Origin of the sequence: Actinomadura chokoriensis, assembly GCF_039529475.1 — a bacterium.
In the GTDB taxonomy this organism is placed as follows: Bacteria; Actinomycetota; Actinomycetes; order Streptosporangiales; family Streptosporangiaceae; genus Spirillospora; species Spirillospora bangladeshensis.
This window is the reverse complement of sequence record NZ_BAAAMW010000020.1, coordinates 45,438-62,878: the sequence shown is the minus strand read 5'-3', so window position 1 is coordinate 62,878 and position 17,441 is coordinate 45,438. Positions and strand designations below refer to the sequence as shown.

Below are 17,441 nucleotides of genomic sequence, written 5' to 3'. Positions count from 1 at the left end.
GGGAGGTCGAGCGAGGGAGGGCAACGGCATGCCGGTCATCGCAGTGCTGGGACTGGGCGAGGCGGGCGGCGCCATCGCGGGCGGCCTCGCCGCGGCGGGCGCCGTCGTGCGCGGCTACGACCCGGCCGTCCCGGCGGGGGACGGCATCGTCGGCTGCGGCGGCGAGGCCGAGGCCGCGGCCGGAGCCGACCTGGTGCTGAGCGTCAACAGCGCGCACGACGCGGCCGCCGCGCTCAAGGCCGGCGCCGGGGCCGTCGGCGACGGCGCCGTCTGGGCCGACCTGAACACCGGCTCCCCCGGCCTCAAGCGCGAGCTCGACGCGATCGCGGCGGAGCGGGGCGTCCGGTTCGCCGATGTGGCGATCATGGCGCCGGTGCCGGGGCGCGGGCTGCGCACGCCGCTGCTGGTCAGCGGCGGCGGTGCCGCGCGGGTCGCGGAGATCCTCGCCCCGCTCGGCGCCGAGGTCCGGGTGATGGACGGCGCCGCCGGCCTCGCCGCCGAGCGCAAGCTGCTGCGCAGCGTGTTCTTCAAGGGCCTCGCCGGGTCGGTCGTCGAGGCCCTCGAAGCGGCGCGGGCCGCCGGCTGCGAGGACTGGCTCCGCGCGAACATCGTGGCAGAGCTGGCCGCGGCCGGCGAGCACACCGTGGACCGGCTCGTCGGCGGCACATACAAGCACGCCGTCCGGCGCGCCGCCGAGATGGAGGCCGCGGCGACCATGCTGGAGGAACTGGACGTCCCGCCGGCGATGGCCGCCGCGAGCCGCGACCTGCTGCGGCGCCTGTCCGGCTGACCGGCCCCGCCTACTCGACGGGCGGCGTGCCATGGGTGTGGAACGACTCGATCGTCTTCAGGCCCCACGCCTGGCCCTTGGCGCGCTCCGCCTCCGTCCAGGTGATCGTCTTCCAGTCCGGCGCGAGGACGAGCCGGGCGCACGGGTTGCACAGCTCGATGCGGTTGCCGCCCGGCTCGTAGACGTAGAGGAAGAACGTCTGCTGGATCGCGTGCTTGTGCGGGCCCGTCTCGATGAAGACCCCGTGGTCGAGGAAGATGTCGGCGGCGCGGAGGATGTCCTCGCGGGTATCGGTCGCGAACGCGATGTGGTGGAGGCGGCCGTTGCTGCCCGTCCAGTCCCGCGTGTAGACGAGGTCGTAGGACTTGTTGGTGAACGTCATCCAGCGCGCACCGATCGTGCCGTCGTCCAGCCGGATCTGCTCGGTGGCGTGCCCGCCGAGGACGTCCCGCAGGAAGTCGGTGCTCGGCACCACCTCGGCGGCCAGGAAGTTGACGTGGTCGAGGCGGCGCACGCACACGCCCATCGCCGGGTACGCCTGCGCCTGGTTCTTCAGCGACGGCGCCAGCTCCGGCGGCGCCTCGAACCACTCCGACTCCCAGTAGATCTCCATCTCGTGGCCGTCGGGGTCGCGGAACACGTAGGTCGGGCCGAGGCCGGGGTCGCCGTCCCGCCAGCCGATGCCGAGCCCGGCGTCCTCGATCGCCGTGACGCGCCGGTCGAGGGCCTCCTGGGAGGACGCGCGCAGCCCCGTGCGCCGGATGCCGGACGTGCTGTGCGCGGTGAGCTTGAGCGTGTGGTGCTCGTAGTCGTCCCACGTCCGCAGGTACACCGAGTCGCCCTCGGTGCCGACCTCGGTGAGGCCCATGATCCGGGTGAAGAACCACAGGCTCTTCTCCGGCTCGGGCGTCAGCAGCTCGACGTGCGCGACGTGGGCGATCTCGTGCTTGAGGGTCATCGGGAACTCCGGGGGAAGACGGTGCCGTCGAAGAGTCTGCGGGCCGTGCGGACGATGCTGGCGCGCCGGACGGACGTGCCGTCCAGCTCGACCACCACGTCGAGGCGGCCGGCCGGGTGCTCGATGCTCATGGGCTCACCCGGCGGCGGGACGTCCGCGAGGTCGTGCCCCACGGCGCCGTCGAGCAGCAGCGCGGTGGCGACGCTGACCGCGCCAAGAACGCCGATCGAGGTGTGCATGCGCAGCGGGATGAACGTGCGGGTGCAGATCATGCCGCCGTCGCGGGGCGGCGCGACGAGGGTCGTCTTCGGCACCGAGGCGGCCGCGACGTCGCCGAGCCCCATCAGCCTGCCGGCGGCGAGCCGCAGCGACTGGATCCGGTCCCGCAGGTGGGACAGGTCGGTCTCGTGGCCGGTGACGCCGAAGTCGGACGCGGCGGCGACCACGACCGGCATGCCGTTGTCGACGCAGGTGACGTCGATGCCGTCGATCCGGTCGCGGGGACGGCCGGTGGGAAGCAGCGCGCCGCAGGAGGACCCTTCCGTCCCCGCGAAGTCCAGATCGATCCGCGCCGCCGTTCCCGGGACGCCGGAGACGGCGGTGTCGCCGTCGTAGTCGACCGCCCCGCCCGGCGTGGGGAACGCGGCGGTGGCGATGCCGCCGGAGTTCACCATCCGGATGCGGACGCTCGTCCGGTCGCCGCCCGCGGGCACGAGCCCGCGCTCGACGGCGAACGGGCCGATGCCGGCGAGGACGTTCCCGCAGTTCTGCCGGTCGGAGACCGTCGGCTCCTCCACGCCGAGCTGAAGGAACAGGTAGTCGACGTCGGCCGCGCCGTCGGCGGACGGCGACACGACCGCGACCTTGCTGGTCAGCGGGTGCGCACCGCCGATCCCGTCGATCTGCCGCGGGTCGGGGCTGCCCATGATCCGCAGCAGCAGGTCGTCGCGTTCGGCCGGGTCGGACGGCAGGTCGGCGGCGAGGAAGTACGCGCCCTTGGACGTGCCGCCGCGCATCAGCATGCAGCGCACGCCGGTCATGACCCGGTGTATTCCGTGTAGGGGACGTACTCGATGCCCATCCCCGGGAGCCGGTCGCGCAGCCCGTACCGGTCGAGGCCGAGTTCGCCCTTCCGGAACGCGGCGCGGGTCGCGGCCTCCTTCTCCTCGCGGGCCCGCGCGGCCCGCACCGCCTCGGCCGCCGACTCCCGCTCGACGCGGACGACACCGTCATCGTCGGCGAGGATCACGTCCCCGGGCCGGATGAGCTGCCCGCCGATCGCGACCGGCACGTTCACCGCGCCCGGCGTGGCCTTCACCGTGCCCTGCGCGCTGACGGCCGCCGACCACACCGGGAAGCCCATCGCGTGCAGTTCCGCGACGTCCCGCACGCCGGCGTCGATGACGAGCCCGCGCACGCCCCGCTGCTGCAGCGCGGTCGCGAACAGCTCCCCGAACATGCCGTCGGTGGACGGCGACGTGGTGGTCACCACCAGGACGTCGCCGGGCCGGCACTGCTCGACCGCGACGTGGATCATCAGGTTGTCGCCCGGCCAGGACAGGACGGTCACCGCCGTCCCGGCGATGCGCGACCCGAGGTGCACCGGCCGGATCGCCGGGCCGAGGAACCCGGTCCGCCCCATGGCCTCGTGGACGGTCGCGACGCCGTACCCGGCGAGGGAGTCGACCGCGGCTGCGTCGGCGCGCGGCGGGCCGGTGACGACGACCGTCCTCATGACAGCTCCCCGGTGGTCTGCGGGTACAGCCGGACGAACGCCTCGGCCCGCGTGTCGTGCGGCAGCCCGAGGTTCGGGCCCGCGTTGCGCTTCAGCTGCACGCCGCGCCGCTTGGCGAGGTCGGTGTAGTAGTCCCACATGTGGACCTGCGCGGGCAGGCATTCCATCGCGGCGCGCTTCTTGTCGAACACGGAGGTGATGTCCAGCAGCACGTCGGGCTTGAAGTCGCACTGCTCGGGCTGGTGCGGCTCGAAGAAGAATACCGGCGGGGCGCCGAGCGGCTCGCCGGGGGCGTCGTAGCCGATCGCCTGCGCGAGCACGCGGGCCTGCAGCGCCATCCGCGCCGCCGCCGGATGGTCGCCGTTGTAGGGGTCGGCGAGCGTGTGGGTCAGCACCACCGCCGGCTCGAACTCCCGGTAGATCCGGACGAGCCGGTCGACCAGCTCCGGCGACTCGGCGAGGGGGTAGTCGCCGGCGTCCAGGAACTCGATCTCGGCGCCCAGCACCGCCGCGGCGGCCTCGGCCTCGCTCCGCCGCAGCTTCTTGATCTCCTCCAGCCGCCTGCCCTCGCGCCAGGCGCGGGCGGACTCGCCGCGCTCGCCGTAGCTCAGGCAGACCACCTTGGCGCGGTCGCCGCGCGAGGCGGCCAGCGCGATCGCGCCGGCGGCGCGCCAGACGAAGTCGCCCGCGTGGGCGCTGACGACGAGCAGGGGGCTGGGAGCGGCGGATGTGCTCATGCCGGTACCCTTCACCTTGTCACCCAAATTGTCAACAATTCTGCCGACAGGTTAGCGGCGGGGATCGCAGACACTGTCCAGCAGCAGCCGGCTGAGGCGCAGGACCTCCTTCTGCGGGTCCCACAGGCCGGGCGCGTCCGTCCCGGCGCCGAGATGCGGTTCCTCCAGCTCGCGCTGGATCCGCTCGGCCTCGGCGCACGCCTCTTCGGCCGGCGCGTCCGGCAGGTCGCCGACGATGGCGCCGAACCGGCGGAGCAGGCCCGCGTAGGCGTGCCGGAACTCGGGGGTCAGTGCGGGGCCGCGCTCCTCCTCGCCGTCCCCGTCGAGCTGGCGCAGCGTCCCGGCGATCGAGCGGACGTACGCCGCCGCGTGGTCGATCGTGTTCATCTGGCGCGGCGCCGGCCACCGGCCGAGGGCGCCCTGCCAGCGCAGCGGGTAGCCCCGCAGCCTCGCGCGCGGGTTGGCGCGCAGCGTCTCCTCCCCCTGCTCCAGCGCGTACCGGGCCTGCTCCTGCACCCGGGCCAGCCGCGATTCGCGCTCGTCCCAGCGCGACCGCCCGTCCTCGGCCCCGGCGACCTCGTCGGCGAGGGCGTCCAGCGCCTCGGTGAGCGCGTCCCGCACCTCCCGGACGGCGTACTCGCCGCGCCGCAGGTACAGCGGCGGGAACAGCACCGCGTTCACGATCAGGCCGACGGACAGCCCGATCGCGACGTCGGCGAGCCGCGGCAGCGTGTAGCCGACGACCTGGTGGCCGCCCACCAGCAGCGCGAACAGCCCGGTGAAGGCGACCTGGGACGACTGGCCGCCGAGCCGCCGCCACCCCGACACCATCATCGTCAGGACGACGACGATCGCGATCCCGAGTGCCGTGGGTCCGACCGTCAGGCCGACCGGTATCGCGATGCCCGCGCCGAGGACGAACCCGGCCCCGTAGGTCACGCTCTCCCGGACGGACCGGACGACGGTCGGGTACACGCCGAGCAGCGCGGCCAGCGGCGCGAAGTACGGCTGCTGGTGTCCGACCGGGTATTTGGCGATCAGCCAGGCGATGACCGCCGCGACGACGGCCTTGAGGGTGAGCCGGGCGCGTTCCTCCCAGTAGCGGCGCCCCGCGAAGGGCATCAGGTGCTTGCGCAGTCCTCCGGTCGGCACCGCATGGCCGTTCCCGCAGGTCGTGGTTCCAACCATGGGACGGCAAACAGATGGCCACCGCGCGGCCCGCCGGGATGTGGGTGGCGGCGGGCCTCGCGGTGGCCGGTTCGCGGGGCCGGCGAGCTCCGGGCGGTCAGCCCTTGGCCGGGTCCAGGGACGCGACGGCCTCGGGGGTGAGCCGGGCGGCGCGCTCGCGCTGCGGGAAGCGGCCGACGTCGATCCGGGCGACCTCCTTGGCGGTCCGGTAGTCGACGACGGAGATCTGGTCGTCCTCGGCGAGGGAGACGAAGCAGTCGCGGCCGTTCGGGCTCGTCTGCGTCCAGTAGGGCAGGGCGTCGGTCGCGTAGGTGACGGTGCCGTCGGTGGTCAGGCCGGGCCGGGAGACGATGGAGACGTAGTCGTCGATCGTCCCGGCGACGCACAGCTTGGTCTCGTCGGCGTTCATCGCCATGCCGTGGTGCGCGGAGTTCTGCGGGTAGTCGTCCGGCTTCATCCCGGCGGCCTTGTCGCTGAACGGCATGGTCACCGTCCGGGTGGTCCTCCCGGCCGCCAGGTCGTACTCGATGAAGCCGTTGAGGTAGGACAGCTGCGCGTACATCGTCTTGTTGTCGCGGGTGAACACGGCCGGGCGGATCCCGTACTCGAAGGTGTAGGTGCGCAGCGGCTTGAACGTCGCCGCGTCCACCGCCGTGACCGCCCGCGACCCCTTGAGACCGTTCAGCAGCTTCGGCAGCGAGGTGATGCCGATGCTGGAGTTGTAGAGGATCGTCCCGTCGGGCGAGTAGTCGTTGGCGTGCGGGTAGGTGCCGGTCGCGAAGCTCGTCACGAGCCCGCCGGTCGCCGTGTCGATGACCTCGGCCTTGCTCGCGGTGGTGGCCGAGACGATGAACTGCCGCCCGTCCGCCGACAGCGCGGCGTGGTCGGCCTTGAAGCCCTCGGTCTTGTGCCGCCACAGCATCTTCTTGGTGGCGATGTCGAACGCGACGGCGTCCGACAGCACGCCCCGCGAGATGTAGAGGGTCCGGCCGTCCGGGGAGACGGCCATGTCGTCGACGAGCTTGCGGTAGCCCTGCGCGGCGTTGACGGCCTCGTAGCCGACGCGCTCCACGATGGACATCGAGTCCAGGCGTTCCTGCAGATCGGGGACGACGTTGATGGAACCGAGGTTCCGGTACGTGGCGGTGTCGATGAAGCTGACGGTGCCGCCCTGCCCGTTGCCGACGGCCATCACGTCGCGCAGCCCGGCGGCCTCGGCCGGCTGGGCGCTCGCGGGCAGTGCGCCGGACATCGCGGTCGCCGCCAGGACGGCGCAGCCGAGCAGCGCGGTTCGTCTTCGGAGACGTGGGGAAGGCATGGCGTCCTCCAGTGCGGGGTGGGTCTCCAGTTTGAAAACGGCCGTGGTCGAACTTGGCTACTGGACAGTAATCCAGGGTGGGGTGCGGCACAAGACCCGGATGCTGGAAAATGTCGTCCGGGCCGTGGGGAGGAACCAGTGGCGGGCAGGCGCGCGAGACCGACCGGCAGGTACGGGGGCAGGTCCGCGGACGAGCGGCGGGCCGAGCGGCGCCGCCGGTTCCTGGACGCGGGCCTGGAGATGTTCGGCCGCGGCCCCGGCTACCGGGGCACCACCGTCGCCGCGCTCAGCGAGGCCGCCGGCCTGTCCACCCGCCAGTTCTACGAGGAGTTCACCACCCTGGAGGACCTCCTCGCCGAACTGCACCTGGAGGTCAACGACATCGCCGAGCGCGAGGTCGTCGCCGCGCTCCCGTCCGTCGAAGGGCTCGGCCTCGCCGAGCGCACCGCCCGCCTCTTCCGCGCCTACGCCGCCGCCGTCACCGGCGACCGGGCCCGCATCCGCATCGCGTTCGTCGAGATCATCGGCGTCAGCCCCCGGATGGACCGCCAGCGCCTCACCCGCCGCGCCCGCTGGGTCGAGTTCCTCTGCGCCGAGGCGGCCGCCGCCGCCGAGCGCGGCGAGATCCCGGACCGGGACTACCGGATCGCCGCGACCGCCTTCATCGGCAGCATCAACGGCCTCCTGCACGACTGGAGCGCCGGCTGGGTCGACGCCACCCTCGACGAGGTCATCGACGAACTCGTCCTGATGCTCCTCGGCCGCCTCACCGCCCCCGACCGGGACCTCCCCGCCCGCTGACCCGCCGCCGGCCCGCGCGTCAGTGCCGTCTTGCCTTGACTGCCGCGCAGAAGTTCAGTTAGAAGCGAACGGGGACCTTTGCCACCACCGCGGCTCGGGGACGGAGGGCTGTCTTGACAAGGATCGTGTCCACGTCAGACGGTCGGGAAATCGGGGTCGAGGAGTGGGGCGTCCCCACCGGGTTCCCGGTCTTCCTCCTGCACGGCACTCCCGGCAGCAGGCTCGGGCCCGTCCCCCGCCAGATGGTGCTGTACCAGCACGGGATCCGGCTCATCACCTTCGACCGCCCGGGGTACGGCCGCTCCGACCGGATGACCGGGCGCGTCGTCGCCGACGTCGCCGACGACGTGCGGTTACTGGCCGACGAGCTGGAGCTGGAGGAGTTCTCCGTGCTCGGCCGCTCCGGCGGCGGCCCGCACGCGCTCGCCTGCGCGGCGCTGCTGCCCCGCCGCGCCACCCGCGTCGCCGCGCTGGTCGGGCTCGCGCCCGCGGAGGCGGAGGGCCTGGACTGGTTCGAGGGGATGGCGCCCGGCAACACCCGCGAGTACCTGGCCGTCCGCCGGCAGGGGCCGCTCGTGTCGGCGCGGCTGCGGTCCATCGCCGACCGGATCCGGGAGAACCCGGCGCAGCATGTCGCGAACCTGTACGCGGAGCTGACGCAGTCCGACCGCCGGGTCGTGCTGCGCGCGGGCATGCGCCGGATGCTGCTGGAGACGTTCCGGGAGGCGTTCCGGACGTCCGCCGACGGCTGGATCGACGACCTGCTCGCCTTCTGCGCGCCGTGGGGCTTCGACCTCGGCGACATCGTCGTCCCGACGATGCTGTGGCACGGCGCGAACGACACCTTCTCCCCCGCCGGGCACTCCCGCTGGCTCGCCGGCCGGATCCCGAACTCGACCGTCGTCGTCCAGTCGGGCTCGGCGCACTTCGGCGCGTTCGACGTGCTGCCCGACATGCTGGCGTGGCTCGCCCGGCCCGCCGTCCGGCCGTCAGATCGGCTGTAGTTCGAGGTCGCGGTCGACGCGGACGCCCTCCCGCACGTCCTGCAGCAGCGGATGCGGATGCTGCTCGGCGAGGACGCGCAGCCCCGCGGCGGCCTGCTCGCGCAGCTCCCGCGCCTCCGAGACGCGGCCCATGCCGTCCAGCGTGATCGCGAGGTCGGACCGGCAGACATGGGTGTCGGGGTGCTCGCCGCCGAGCACCCGCGCGAGCCGTGCCAGCGCGTCCCGCCCGAGCTCCTCCGCCTCGCCGAACCGTCCGGCGTCGCCGAGGGCGTTGGCGTGGTTGACGGCGGCGAGCGGGACGAACGGATGCTCCGCGCCCAGCATCGACTCCAGCCGGGCGGCGGCGCGGGCGGTGAGCGAGCACGCCTCCTCCAGCTCCCCGGTGCCGCGCAGATGGCAGCCGAGGTTGTTCTCGATCATCACGGTGAAGGGGTGCTCGGCGCCCATCTGCTCGCGGTGCCGGGCCAGCGCGGCGCGGGTGCGGTCGCGGGCCCCGACGACGTCCCCCTGCTCGCCCATGCAGGCCGCGACCTCCAGGTCGGCGGGCAGCGTGTCCGGCGAGTCGGGGAAGTGCCGCTGGTAGCGGGCGTAGATCTCCTCCGCCAGGGCGAGGGCCTCGTCCCGGAGCCCGGCCCTGCGCAGCGACACCGCGAGGCTCTTGCCGGTGCGCAGCGTGTCCAGGATCTGGTCGCCGAGGACCTCCAGGTAGCGCCGGTACACGTCGCGCAGCATGCGGACGGACTCGTCGAAGCGCCCGGCCTCCCGCAGGTCGCGGGCCAGGTTCGCCTCGGAGAACAGCGTGTAGGGATGGTCGTCGCCGAGCTGGACGCGGCGCTGCTCCAGCGTGTCCTTGTCGTAGCGGTAGGCGCTCTCCCAGTCGCCCGTCAGCCGGTAGTCGATCGCGAGGTTGTGCGCCACCATCAGCGTGCGCGGGTGGTCCTCGCCCCAGGGCACGGCCGACTGCTCGTAGGTGTGCAGGTCGAGCGCGAGGGCCTCCCGGTACTCCCCCATCGCCCGCATGTCGGCCGCGAAGTTGCCCGCCGTGATGAGCGTGTGCGGGTGCGTCGGGCCGATCGTCGGCGCGTTGCGCTGCCGCTCCAGCACGTCCCGGTCCAGGTCGTAGGCCTCCCGGAAGTCGCCCTGCGAGCGCAGCACGTTCGCGATCTGCGACTGGAGGAACAGCCACTGCCAGTGGTCCTGGCCGAGCTTGCCGCTCCACTCGGCGACCAGCTCGCGGCCGGCGGCCATCGCGCTGTCGAAGACGCCGCGCTTCCACTGGTACCGGACGAGGTCGGTGAGCATCTGCCGGACGTCCTCGTCGTCGCACTCGGCGGCGGCGGACGGCCGCACGTGCGGGAGGATCTCCTCCAGGTTCGGCCAGTTCGCCGGGTCGTCGGTGTCGCCGTGCTTGGGGCGGGCCCCGAGCAGGATCTTGTGCACGTCGTGGCAGGTCGTCCGCGTCAGCTCCGGGTCCAGCCCGTGCCGGATGACGGCCTGCACCAGCGGGTGCACCTGGATGGAGTTGTTGCCCTGGTCGACCTTGGCCAGCGCGAACCGGCTGATCTCGCGGACGTGCTTGCCCAGCACCAGCTTGTCGCGGAGCGTCTCGTCGTAGGGGGCGAGGATCCCGGCCGTCTCGTCGCTGTAGATCAGGTCGAGCGAGATCGGCTCGGAGGAGAAGAAGGCGAGCAGCTCCAGCAGCCGGGCCGCGGCCGGGGACGCCTCCCGCAGTTGGCGGAACGTGACCCGCCAGGTCATCGCCACCGACTGCGGGAAGCTCTGCGCGCTGCGCTCCAAGGTGGAGGCGGTCTCGTGCTCCAGCGCGTCCAGGTACTCGGCGGCCGGCATGAACGTGGAGGCCAGCCAGGCGGCGGCCTGCTCGATCGCGAGCGGCAGGTTGCCGAGCGCCTTGCCGATCTTGAAGGCGTTCTCCTCGGAGATCTCCGGGACGCGGCGCCGCAGGTGCTCGGCGGCCTCCTGCCGGGTGAAGACCTCCACGGGGAGCGGGTTGGCGAACTGGGTCCAGGCGGGGTCGCGGGAGGTGATGAGGACGTGCCCGTCGCCGCCCGGCAGGAAGGGCCCGAGCTCCACCGGGCTGTCGGCGTTGTCGAAGACCAGCAGCCAGCGTGAGGTGGGCTCGCCACGGCGCAGCGCCTCCAGCGCGGCCGCGGCGGCGTCGGCCTTGTTGTCGCCGACGCGCAGCCCCATCTGCTCGGCCAGGTTCGCCAGCCCGGCCCGGATCGAGTCAGGAGATTGGGCGCTAATCCACCATACGAGTGAATAGTCCGCTTTAAACCGGTGGACGTACTCCAGCGCGACCTGGGTCTTGCCGACGCCGCCGAGACCGTGCAGCGCCTGCGGCATGACGATCCGCTGCGTCGTGCCGAGCAGCTCGTCCCGCAGCCGCTCCAGGAGCCGCCCCCGGCCGGTGAACATCGCGTTGCGGCGGTCGGCGTTCCAGATCTCCGGCGCGGTCCGGGCGGCGCCGGGGAAGCGCGGCCCGACCCGCGAATGCTCGGCCGGCTGGTCGAAGGTGTACCCCGGACGGCCGAGGGCGCGGACGAGGGCCTCGGCGCCCGCGTGCTCGCCGAGCCCGGTCAGGTCCAGCGGCAGCAGGCCGCCGAACGCCGTCCGCAGGGAGGCGTCCTGGATCCGGACCGCGGTCAGCCGCCGGTGCGGCGCCGCGGTGCGGCTGGCCAGCGACTCCCAGGTCCCGAGCACCTCTGGCGAGCCGACCGAGTCGGGGGACAGCAGCACGATCGCGTGCCCGCCGGGCTCGCCCGGCTCCTCCTCGGGCTCCTCCGCCGGCGCGGCGTCCACGCTGCGGGCGACGACGCGGAAGCCCGCCCGGCCGAGGATCAGCGCCATCCAGTCGACCCAGGGCCGGTCCGCCGACACGTAGCTGATGACGACGTCGGAGATCTCGGTCGGCCCGCGCCGGGTGAACCGCTCGAGCGTCGCGAGCCGCACCTCCTCCTCGACGGCGACGTAGCCGCCGACGTCCCCGTCGGTGATCACCTTGGTGAGCCGCTCGAAGGCCGCGAGCATCGAGTTGGGCGAGCCGGGCGCGTCACCGAACGTCGCCAGCGTCTCCTCGAACGCGTAGTACGGCCGGTACGGGATCTCGACCGACAGCCAGTAGCCGCTCGCCTCCTGCCGGGACATCCCGCGCGGGAAGCGGTCGAAGCGCGCGCGGGCGTACGCCCGGCCCGCCTCCACCTTCGCGTTCTCGCCGAGGTCGATGCGCATCGGGACCGGCAGGATGCGGATCGGCCGCACGTGGTGGCGCCCGTCGATGTTCCCGGCGATGTCGGCGGCGCCGTCGATGCTCTGGTAGCTGAGCGTGAAGCAGTCGACCAGGACGTCCGGGAAGTGCAGGGTGCAGATGTCGGCGATGTCGCTGTAGCCGGTGCGGCTGTCGATCAGGACGTAGTCGTAGTTCGACCTCATGTCGTCGCGGAGCGCGTCGAAGAACTGCCCGCCGCCGAGCCGCCCGTAGAAGTGGTCGAAGTCCAGGGCCCGGGTGAGCGAGGAGTAGTTCCGGTTCTGCCGCCCGGCGGAGACGAAGTCGAGCGTCCCCTCGCCGGGGAACTCGTACTCCAGGGTCACCGCGTGCCGCAGGACCCGCGCGTACTCGCGGTGCCAGTCGTCCTCGTCGTCCGGGTGCTTGTTCGTCGTCGCCCACGAGTACTCGTCGAGCATGTCGATGACGCCGGGGGTCGAGGTCAGGATGTTCTGGTCCAGGAAGGGGTGGAAGTACTTGTGCAGCCCGGGCGACTCCAGGTCCCAGTCGATGGCGAGCACCTTCCGCCCGGCCGCTGCCATGATCCAGGCGACGTTGGCGAGCGCGCTCGTGCGCCCGGTGCCGCCCTTGTAGCTGTAGAAGGTGACGATGGTTCCGGGGTTCGCCATGGTTCCTCCTCGCCTCAGGCGTCCGGGTCCCGGAGCGTGGGCCGGTGGGTCGTGGACGGCGGCGTCCGCGGCGGATGCACGCTGGTCGTCCGCAGGTAGCGGCCGAACGCCTCGTTGACGGCCCTCGGCAGCGCGTCGCGGAACGCCCGCGGCGACGCGATGCCCACGGCCGAGCCGCGCAGCGCGGTCCCCTCCGGCAGGACCTCCACCAGGTCCTCGGTGAGGCCGGCGGCGGCCTCGGCGGTCTGCCGGTCGTCGGTGTTGAGCGGGGCCAGGACGTGGACGGGCTCCCGGTCGATCTGCCTGAGCCGCTTGCCGATGGCCTGGTCCCTGGCCGCCCACGGGTCGACCACCAGCACGCCGGGGCCGTCCACGGGATCGTCCAGGGGATCGTCCGCGGTGTCGACGATGGACCGGTGGCCGAGTTCGGTGAGCACGTGCTCGGCGAAGGCGCCGATCGGCAGCATGTGGTCCTCGCCGCGGAACGGCGTCCACTCGCGGGCCGTCCGGCCGTAGTAGTAGGCGTCCCGGTCGGGCGGCAGCTGGTCGAGCGCCTGCGCGGCGAGCGTGAGCCGGACGGCCGGGCGCCCGCCGCCCGGCTCGGCGCCCGCGAACGTGCTGCGCACCCGCGCGAGGTCGGGGACGGGCGCGTACGCGAGGTCGCACTCGGCGGCCCGCTGCCTGATGACCGAGGCCAGCCGCAGGACCGTCTCCTTGTAGTGCTCGCGGAACCGGCCCAGCTTCATGATCCCGTAGAGGCCCTCGGCGCGGTAGGCGCGGGGCAGCTCGGGGTGGGTGTTCTGCATGCCGTGCAGCGACTCCGGGATCTCGCTGAGGTGCATGGGCGTCCACATCGCCGGAATGATCGCCGGCGGCCGCTTCAGCTCGCCGACCAGATCGTGGTAGCGGGTCAGGAAGGCGGCCAGTTCCTTGCCGCAGTACTCGCTGGTGAAGTAGGCCGGGGAGAACAGCGCGACGAACACCCGGCAGTTGGCGAGCGCGTCCGCGAGCTGCTCCGACCAGTCGCTGCCGGGGGGAATCTGCCTGTCCATAAAACCGGGAATGCGCGCGCCCGTAGTCTGGCTTATGTCGTGGCAGAGATCATTGAAGAACTTGCCCACCCAGCGGTCGGAATCCTCGGGCCGGTAGTGTGACCTGGCATAACTTAAGAAGAAGTGCGGACGCTCTTCCTCCGTCTGCCTTCTGCCCGCCATGCCGCTCCCCCTCGGTCCCATCAATGTATAGCGGCCGGGACGAAGGGATTACAGCCCGTCAAATGTGTAGTTTTACCGATTCGGCGGAGGGGGCGGAACGTCCCAGGACTCCAGCGTCCGGCGCATCGAGGCGACGAACTGCTCGCCGAGCCCGGTGAGGGAGCCCGACTCCTGGAGCGTCCGGGTGGCGGTCAGGGTCTTCGGATACCAGTCGCCGAAGTGCCGCGCGGCCTCGGCCGCGGCGTCCGGCTCCGGGGACCGGGTGCGCCGGAGCCAGAAGTCGGCGACGGCGATGTGCGCGTACGTCCCTTGCAGGAGGCCCTCCAGGGGACGGGGGTCCTGCCGCCACGGGGCGTGGTAGAGGCGGTCGTCGCGCGTGTCGTAGAGATCGGCGAAATCGAGGATCGCGCCGAGCTTCACGTGCTGGAACTCGTGCAGGATCAGCAGGCACAGCATCGCGGGGCTGTCGGGAAGCGCGATCCCGACCGAGCCGTAGGCGTCCCGCGCCGCCGAGCTGACGCTCGCGCCGGAGGCGGGCGGGTCGAGCGGGACGATGGTCGTCAGCGCTTCGGCGATCGCCGGCGCGTACTCGGCGTACTCCTTCTCCAGCAGCGTCCACGCCTCGTCGAAGAAGCCCTGCCACCGCGCGAACCGCCGGGCGTCGAGGCGCCCCGCCGCCGGCCAGTCGTGGCAGTCGCGGAACGGGTCGAGATCGTCGAGCGCGACGGTGAAGGTGCCGGCGGTCAGCCGCCGCACCGGCTCCAGCGGCCCGGCGCCCGCCACATCCAGGCCGCCCGCGGACACCCGGACGGCGGTGTCGCGGCGTCCGGGAACGGGGTAGCGCCCGATGCCGGGGAAGTGGACGGCACCGCCGCGCACCGGCACGTCCAGGGTGAGGTCTTCGACCGCCTGCGCGGCGGTCAGGCACGCGACGGTCGCCAGGAGGCCGTCGTCCGACACCGCGCCGCCGCGCGGGCGGGGGGCGCGGAGGCGCTCGACCGCCCATGCGCGCACGTACGGGTGTGCCAGGGCCCGGTCGTAGGCGTCGGGATGCGCGGCGCCGAGGTGCTTGACCGCCTCCCAGGCCGCCGACGGGGCGCAGGCCGCACCGACCGCCGCGACCAGGGACCGGCGCCCGATCGCCTGCGCGGTGCCGACCCGCGCGATGGCGGCGCGGTCGCCGTGCCCGGTCGCCACCGACCGCACCACGGCCGGGGGCAGGTGCTGCGGGCTGCGGGCGATCCGCCGCTGGACGTGGTCGATCAGCGCGAAAAGGTCATCGCAATAGGCGCTCGGGTTGGCGAAGCCGGAGCCGTCACCGCGGTACCGGTGGGCGAACAGCCCGCCGCCGCAGGTGGCGACGACCGGGCACTCCCGGCAGGTGTCGCACAGCGCCGCGAGGCCGCCCTGCCTGGCTCCGATGCCCGCGTGCCGCGCGACCTCGTCGATCGAGTGGCGGAACACGTCCAGGCCCGTCTCGGGGGCCCCGTCGAACGCCGTTTTCAGGGAGTCGGCCTGCTCGTACTCGCCGTCGGTCTCCACGACCAGGAGGTCGCTCGCCTCCAGCCCGAGGGACTCGGTGAAGCTCGGGCCGCCGCGCGAGGTGCTGAGGATGGAGTCGAACATCCGCACCGGGACGGGGCGGCCGCCGTCGAGCCAGCGGTCCGCGATCGTCCGCAGCCAGTCGGCGTAGGCCGTGGGCGACGGCCTGGACGGCGGGCGGTCCCAGGTGTGGTGGGGCCAGAGGAAGTCGATCGCGGGCGGCTCGTGCGCGACGAGCGCCTCGTAGACGGCGATCGGGTCGTTCGCGATGTCGATGGTGCACAGGAGCCCGGAGTAGAGGTCCGGGTAGCCGGTGCGGAGCAGGTCGATCGCCCGGACGACCTTGTCGTAGCTGCTGCGGCCGTCGCGGTAGCGGCGGTGCCGGTCGTTCGCCGCGCGGTCGCCGTCCAGCGAGATCCCGACCTTGACGCCGTGCTCGCGGAAGAGGTCGCAGAACCGCCGGTCGAGCAGGACGCCGTTGGTGTGGATCCGCAGATCGGTGTCGCAGACGCCGCGCAGCGGCTCCCGTAACGCCGTCAGCAGGACGCCGAGGTGATCGGGACCGGCGAGCAGCGGCTCGCCGCCGTGCAGGACCAGGCAGACCTCCGCGAGGCCGTGCTCGCGCGCGTGCTCGGCGATGCGCCGCGCCGCGCGCTCCATCGTGCCCGCGGTCATCCGCGCGGTCCGCCCCCGCCAGCTCTGGTCGGCGTGCTCGTAGACATAGCAGTGGTCGCAGGCGAGATCGCATCTGCTGTGCACTTTGAGCACGAACTGCCGGAACAGAGTTGACGGAGGCATGACTTCGTTATGTGATGTCAGATGGATCAGATGAAGGAGTTGAACGCCGCGACGCGGACGGCCTCGGAACCGTCCCCGCTCACCTCGTCGGCCCGCACCAGCCTGGCAACGATGCCCGCCTTCTCGGCCTCCGGCGCCAGCTGCTCGGGAGTGAGATCCCGCAGGTCGGCGAGTTCCAGCGCGCCCGTCTCCATGAGAACAGTCATGTTCGTCCATCCCGGCGATTGTTACAGTGTGTAGCGACAGTATGCCCGCACGTGAGTTCGGAAGCGTGCAGATCGCTTTTCGGGGCGCGCCGTGACCGACTTTTTAGGCGGTCCCTGAAGCGTGTACAGGACGTTCCCACAACCTCTGGTCGTCCGCAATGCGTTCGGCGAACAAAGCATTGCAGTCCGATAGCCGTCCGACGTCCTATGAGATCGTCTCGTTCGCCTCAAACTTGGCCACATTTGGACAAAGTCGAAAAGTGCGCATTTCTGCACATAACACTTGACGGACGATCCGGCTCAGTTTGCACTCGAAGTGTGCAGGCGCTTGCCGAAACACACTATCCGGCACTGTTCCGGGCGGCGGACATGAACGCCGTCAGCGGGCAGCACCGGCTGCTCGTCGCCACCGGGCTGCGGCTGGTCGCACTGCTCGCGGCGGCCGTGTGCGGCACCTTCACCGTCCGGATGGGGCGGGTGGACGCGGCGGCGCTGCTGGCGGCGGCCGGGCTCGGGGCGGGGCTGGTCGTCGAGGTGTGGCTGCTCACCGAGCGTCCCGACCGGCAGTGGTACGAGTCGCGGGCGGCGGCGGAGTCGGCGAAGACGCTGGCATGGCGGTTCGCGGTGGGCGGGCAGCCGTTCGGCGCCGAGGACGTCGACGACCGCACCGCCGAGGCGCTGCTGCTGCACCGGTTCGCGGTGATCCGCGGCAACCTGCACGCGCTCGTCGTCGACGGCGAGAGCGGCGGGCTGCAGGTGACCGAGGGGATGCGCGAGCTGCGGGCGCGCAGCCTCACCGAGCGCAGGGACGCCTACCGGGCCGAGCGGATCGAGGACCAGCGGCAGTGGTACGCGCGGCGGTCGGCGGCGCACGGGCGCGGCGTCGTGCGCTGGTCGGTGCTGCTGGCCGCGCTGGAGGCGCTCGGCCTGGTCGCCGCCGTGCTGAACGCGGTGAGCCTGCTGAGCCTGGACCTGCCGGGCATCGCGGGGGCCGTCGCGGCGGGCGGGCTCGCCTGGGTGCAGACCCGCCAGCACCAGCAGCTCGCGACCGCCTACGGCATCGCGGCGCAGGAGCTCGCCGAGATCGCCTGCCGGATCGAGTGGCCCGAGACCGAGCCCGAGTGGGCGCACTTCGTCGACGAGGTCGAGGAGGCCATCTCGCGGGAACACACCCTCTGGTGGGCGTCCCATGTGTGAGCGGGGCGCCGGTGGGTGAGCACGCCGTGCGGAGGGCGCCG

14 protein-coding genes are annotated in these 17,441 nt (G+C 72.6%); 4 read left to right on the top strand and 10 right to left on the bottom strand.

Features of this window, described 5'->3' with window-relative positions; all coding sequences use genetic code 11:
* Window positions 1-28: 28 nt before the first annotated feature.
* Window positions 29-790 (top strand): NAD(P)-dependent oxidoreductase, encoded by a 762-nt coding sequence (locus tag ABFX46_RS32330; RefSeq protein ID WP_346047713.1) that lies wholly within the window; start codon window positions 29-31, stop codon window positions 788-790.
* 10 nt (window positions 791-800) lie between these two features.
* On the opposite strand, the gene ABFX46_RS32325 is transcribed toward ABFX46_RS32330, so the two are convergent.
* From ABFX46_RS32325 to ABFX46_RS32300, 6 genes are all read right to left on the bottom strand, one after another.
* Window positions 801-1,748 carry a catechol 2,3-dioxygenase gene (locus tag ABFX46_RS32325; protein WP_346047712.1) on the bottom strand — a complete coding sequence of 316 codons (948 nt, stop codon included), beginning with the start codon at window positions 1,746-1,748 and terminating at the stop codon, window positions 801-803.
* Entirely contained in the window at window positions 1,745-2,788 is a 1,044-nt protein-coding gene (locus ABFX46_RS32320; protein ID WP_346047711.1) for a 4-oxalomesaconate tautomerase, read from the bottom strand. The genes ABFX46_RS32325 and ABFX46_RS32320 overlap by 4 nt, the downstream gene beginning before the upstream one ends.
* Window positions 2,785-3,483, bottom strand: a complete 699-nt coding sequence (locus ABFX46_RS32315) for a 4-carboxy-4-hydroxy-2-oxoadipate aldolase/oxaloacetate decarboxylase (protein WP_346047710.1) — start codon at window positions 3,481-3,483, stop codon at window positions 2,785-2,787. The genes ABFX46_RS32320 and ABFX46_RS32315 overlap by 4 nt, the downstream gene beginning before the upstream one ends.
* Complete coding sequence (locus ABFX46_RS32310) at window positions 3,480-4,220, bottom strand: PIG-L deacetylase family protein (RefSeq protein ID WP_346047709.1); 741 nt, start codon at window positions 4,218-4,220, stop codon at window positions 3,480-3,482. Before ABFX46_RS32310 ends, ABFX46_RS32315 begins: the two co-directional genes overlap by 4 nt.
* Before the next feature lie 51 nt (window positions 4,221-4,271).
* On the bottom strand, window positions 4,272-5,372 hold the full coding sequence (locus tag ABFX46_RS32305) for an FUSC family protein (protein WP_346047708.1): 1,101 nt from the start codon (window positions 5,370-5,372) through the stop codon (window positions 4,272-4,274).
* Between the two features lie 133 nt (window positions 5,373-5,505).
* The gene (locus ABFX46_RS32300; protein ID WP_346047707.1) at window positions 5,506-6,726 is read right to left on the bottom strand and encodes a YncE family protein; all 1,221 of its coding nucleotides are present in this window, start codon (window positions 6,724-6,726) and stop codon (window positions 5,506-5,508) included.
* A 138-nt stretch (window positions 6,727-6,864) separates the two neighbouring features.
* Here ABFX46_RS32300 and ABFX46_RS32295 point away from each other — a divergent pair, with 138 nt between their 5' ends.
* Both ABFX46_RS32295 and ABFX46_RS32290 read left to right on the top strand, forming a co-directional pair.
* Window positions 6,865-7,527, top strand: coding sequence for a TetR/AcrR family transcriptional regulator (locus ABFX46_RS32295; RefSeq protein ID WP_346047706.1), 663 nt, complete (start codon window positions 6,865-6,867; stop codon window positions 7,525-7,527).
* A 125-nt stretch (window positions 7,528-7,652) separates the two neighbouring features.
* Window positions 7,653-8,531, top strand: a complete 879-nt coding sequence (locus ABFX46_RS32290) for an alpha/beta fold hydrolase (RefSeq protein WP_346047705.1) — start codon at window positions 7,653-7,655, stop codon at window positions 8,529-8,531.
* On the opposite strand, the gene fxsT is transcribed toward ABFX46_RS32290, so the two are convergent.
* The 4 genes from fxsT to ABFX46_RS32270 all read right to left on the bottom strand — a co-directional run bounded on the left by fxsT (window position 8,517) and on the right by ABFX46_RS32270 (window position 16,203).
* The gene (gene fxsT, locus ABFX46_RS32285) at window positions 8,517-12,443 is read right to left on the bottom strand and encodes an FxSxx-COOH system tetratricopeptide repeat protein (RefSeq protein ID WP_346047704.1); all 3,927 of its coding nucleotides are present in this window, start codon (window positions 12,441-12,443) and stop codon (window positions 8,517-8,519) included. The genes ABFX46_RS32290 and fxsT overlap by 15 nt on opposite strands.
* Before the next feature lie 14 nt (window positions 12,444-12,457).
* The gene (locus ABFX46_RS32280; RefSeq protein ID WP_346047703.1) at window positions 12,458-13,657 is read right to left on the bottom strand and encodes a TIR-like protein FxsC; all 1,200 of its coding nucleotides are present in this window, start codon (window positions 13,655-13,657) and stop codon (window positions 12,458-12,460) included.
* A 72-nt stretch (window positions 13,658-13,729) separates the two neighbouring features.
* Complete coding sequence (locus ABFX46_RS32275) at window positions 13,730-15,997, bottom strand: FxsB family cyclophane-forming radical SAM/SPASM peptide maturase (protein ID WP_346047702.1); 2,268 nt, start codon at window positions 15,995-15,997, stop codon at window positions 13,730-13,732.
* A gap of 26 nt (window positions 15,998-16,023) precedes the next feature.
* On the bottom strand, window positions 16,024-16,203 hold the full coding sequence (locus ABFX46_RS32270) for a hypothetical protein (RefSeq protein WP_346047701.1): 180 nt from the start codon (window positions 16,201-16,203) through the stop codon (window positions 16,024-16,026).
* A gap of 207 nt (window positions 16,204-16,410) precedes the next feature.
* Between ABFX46_RS32270 and ABFX46_RS32265 the strand changes: the two genes are divergently transcribed.
* Window positions 16,411-17,400, top strand: coding sequence for a DUF4231 domain-containing protein (locus tag ABFX46_RS32265; protein WP_346047700.1), 990 nt, complete (start codon window positions 16,411-16,413; stop codon window positions 17,398-17,400).
* Window positions 17,401-17,441 lie beyond the last annotated feature (41 nt).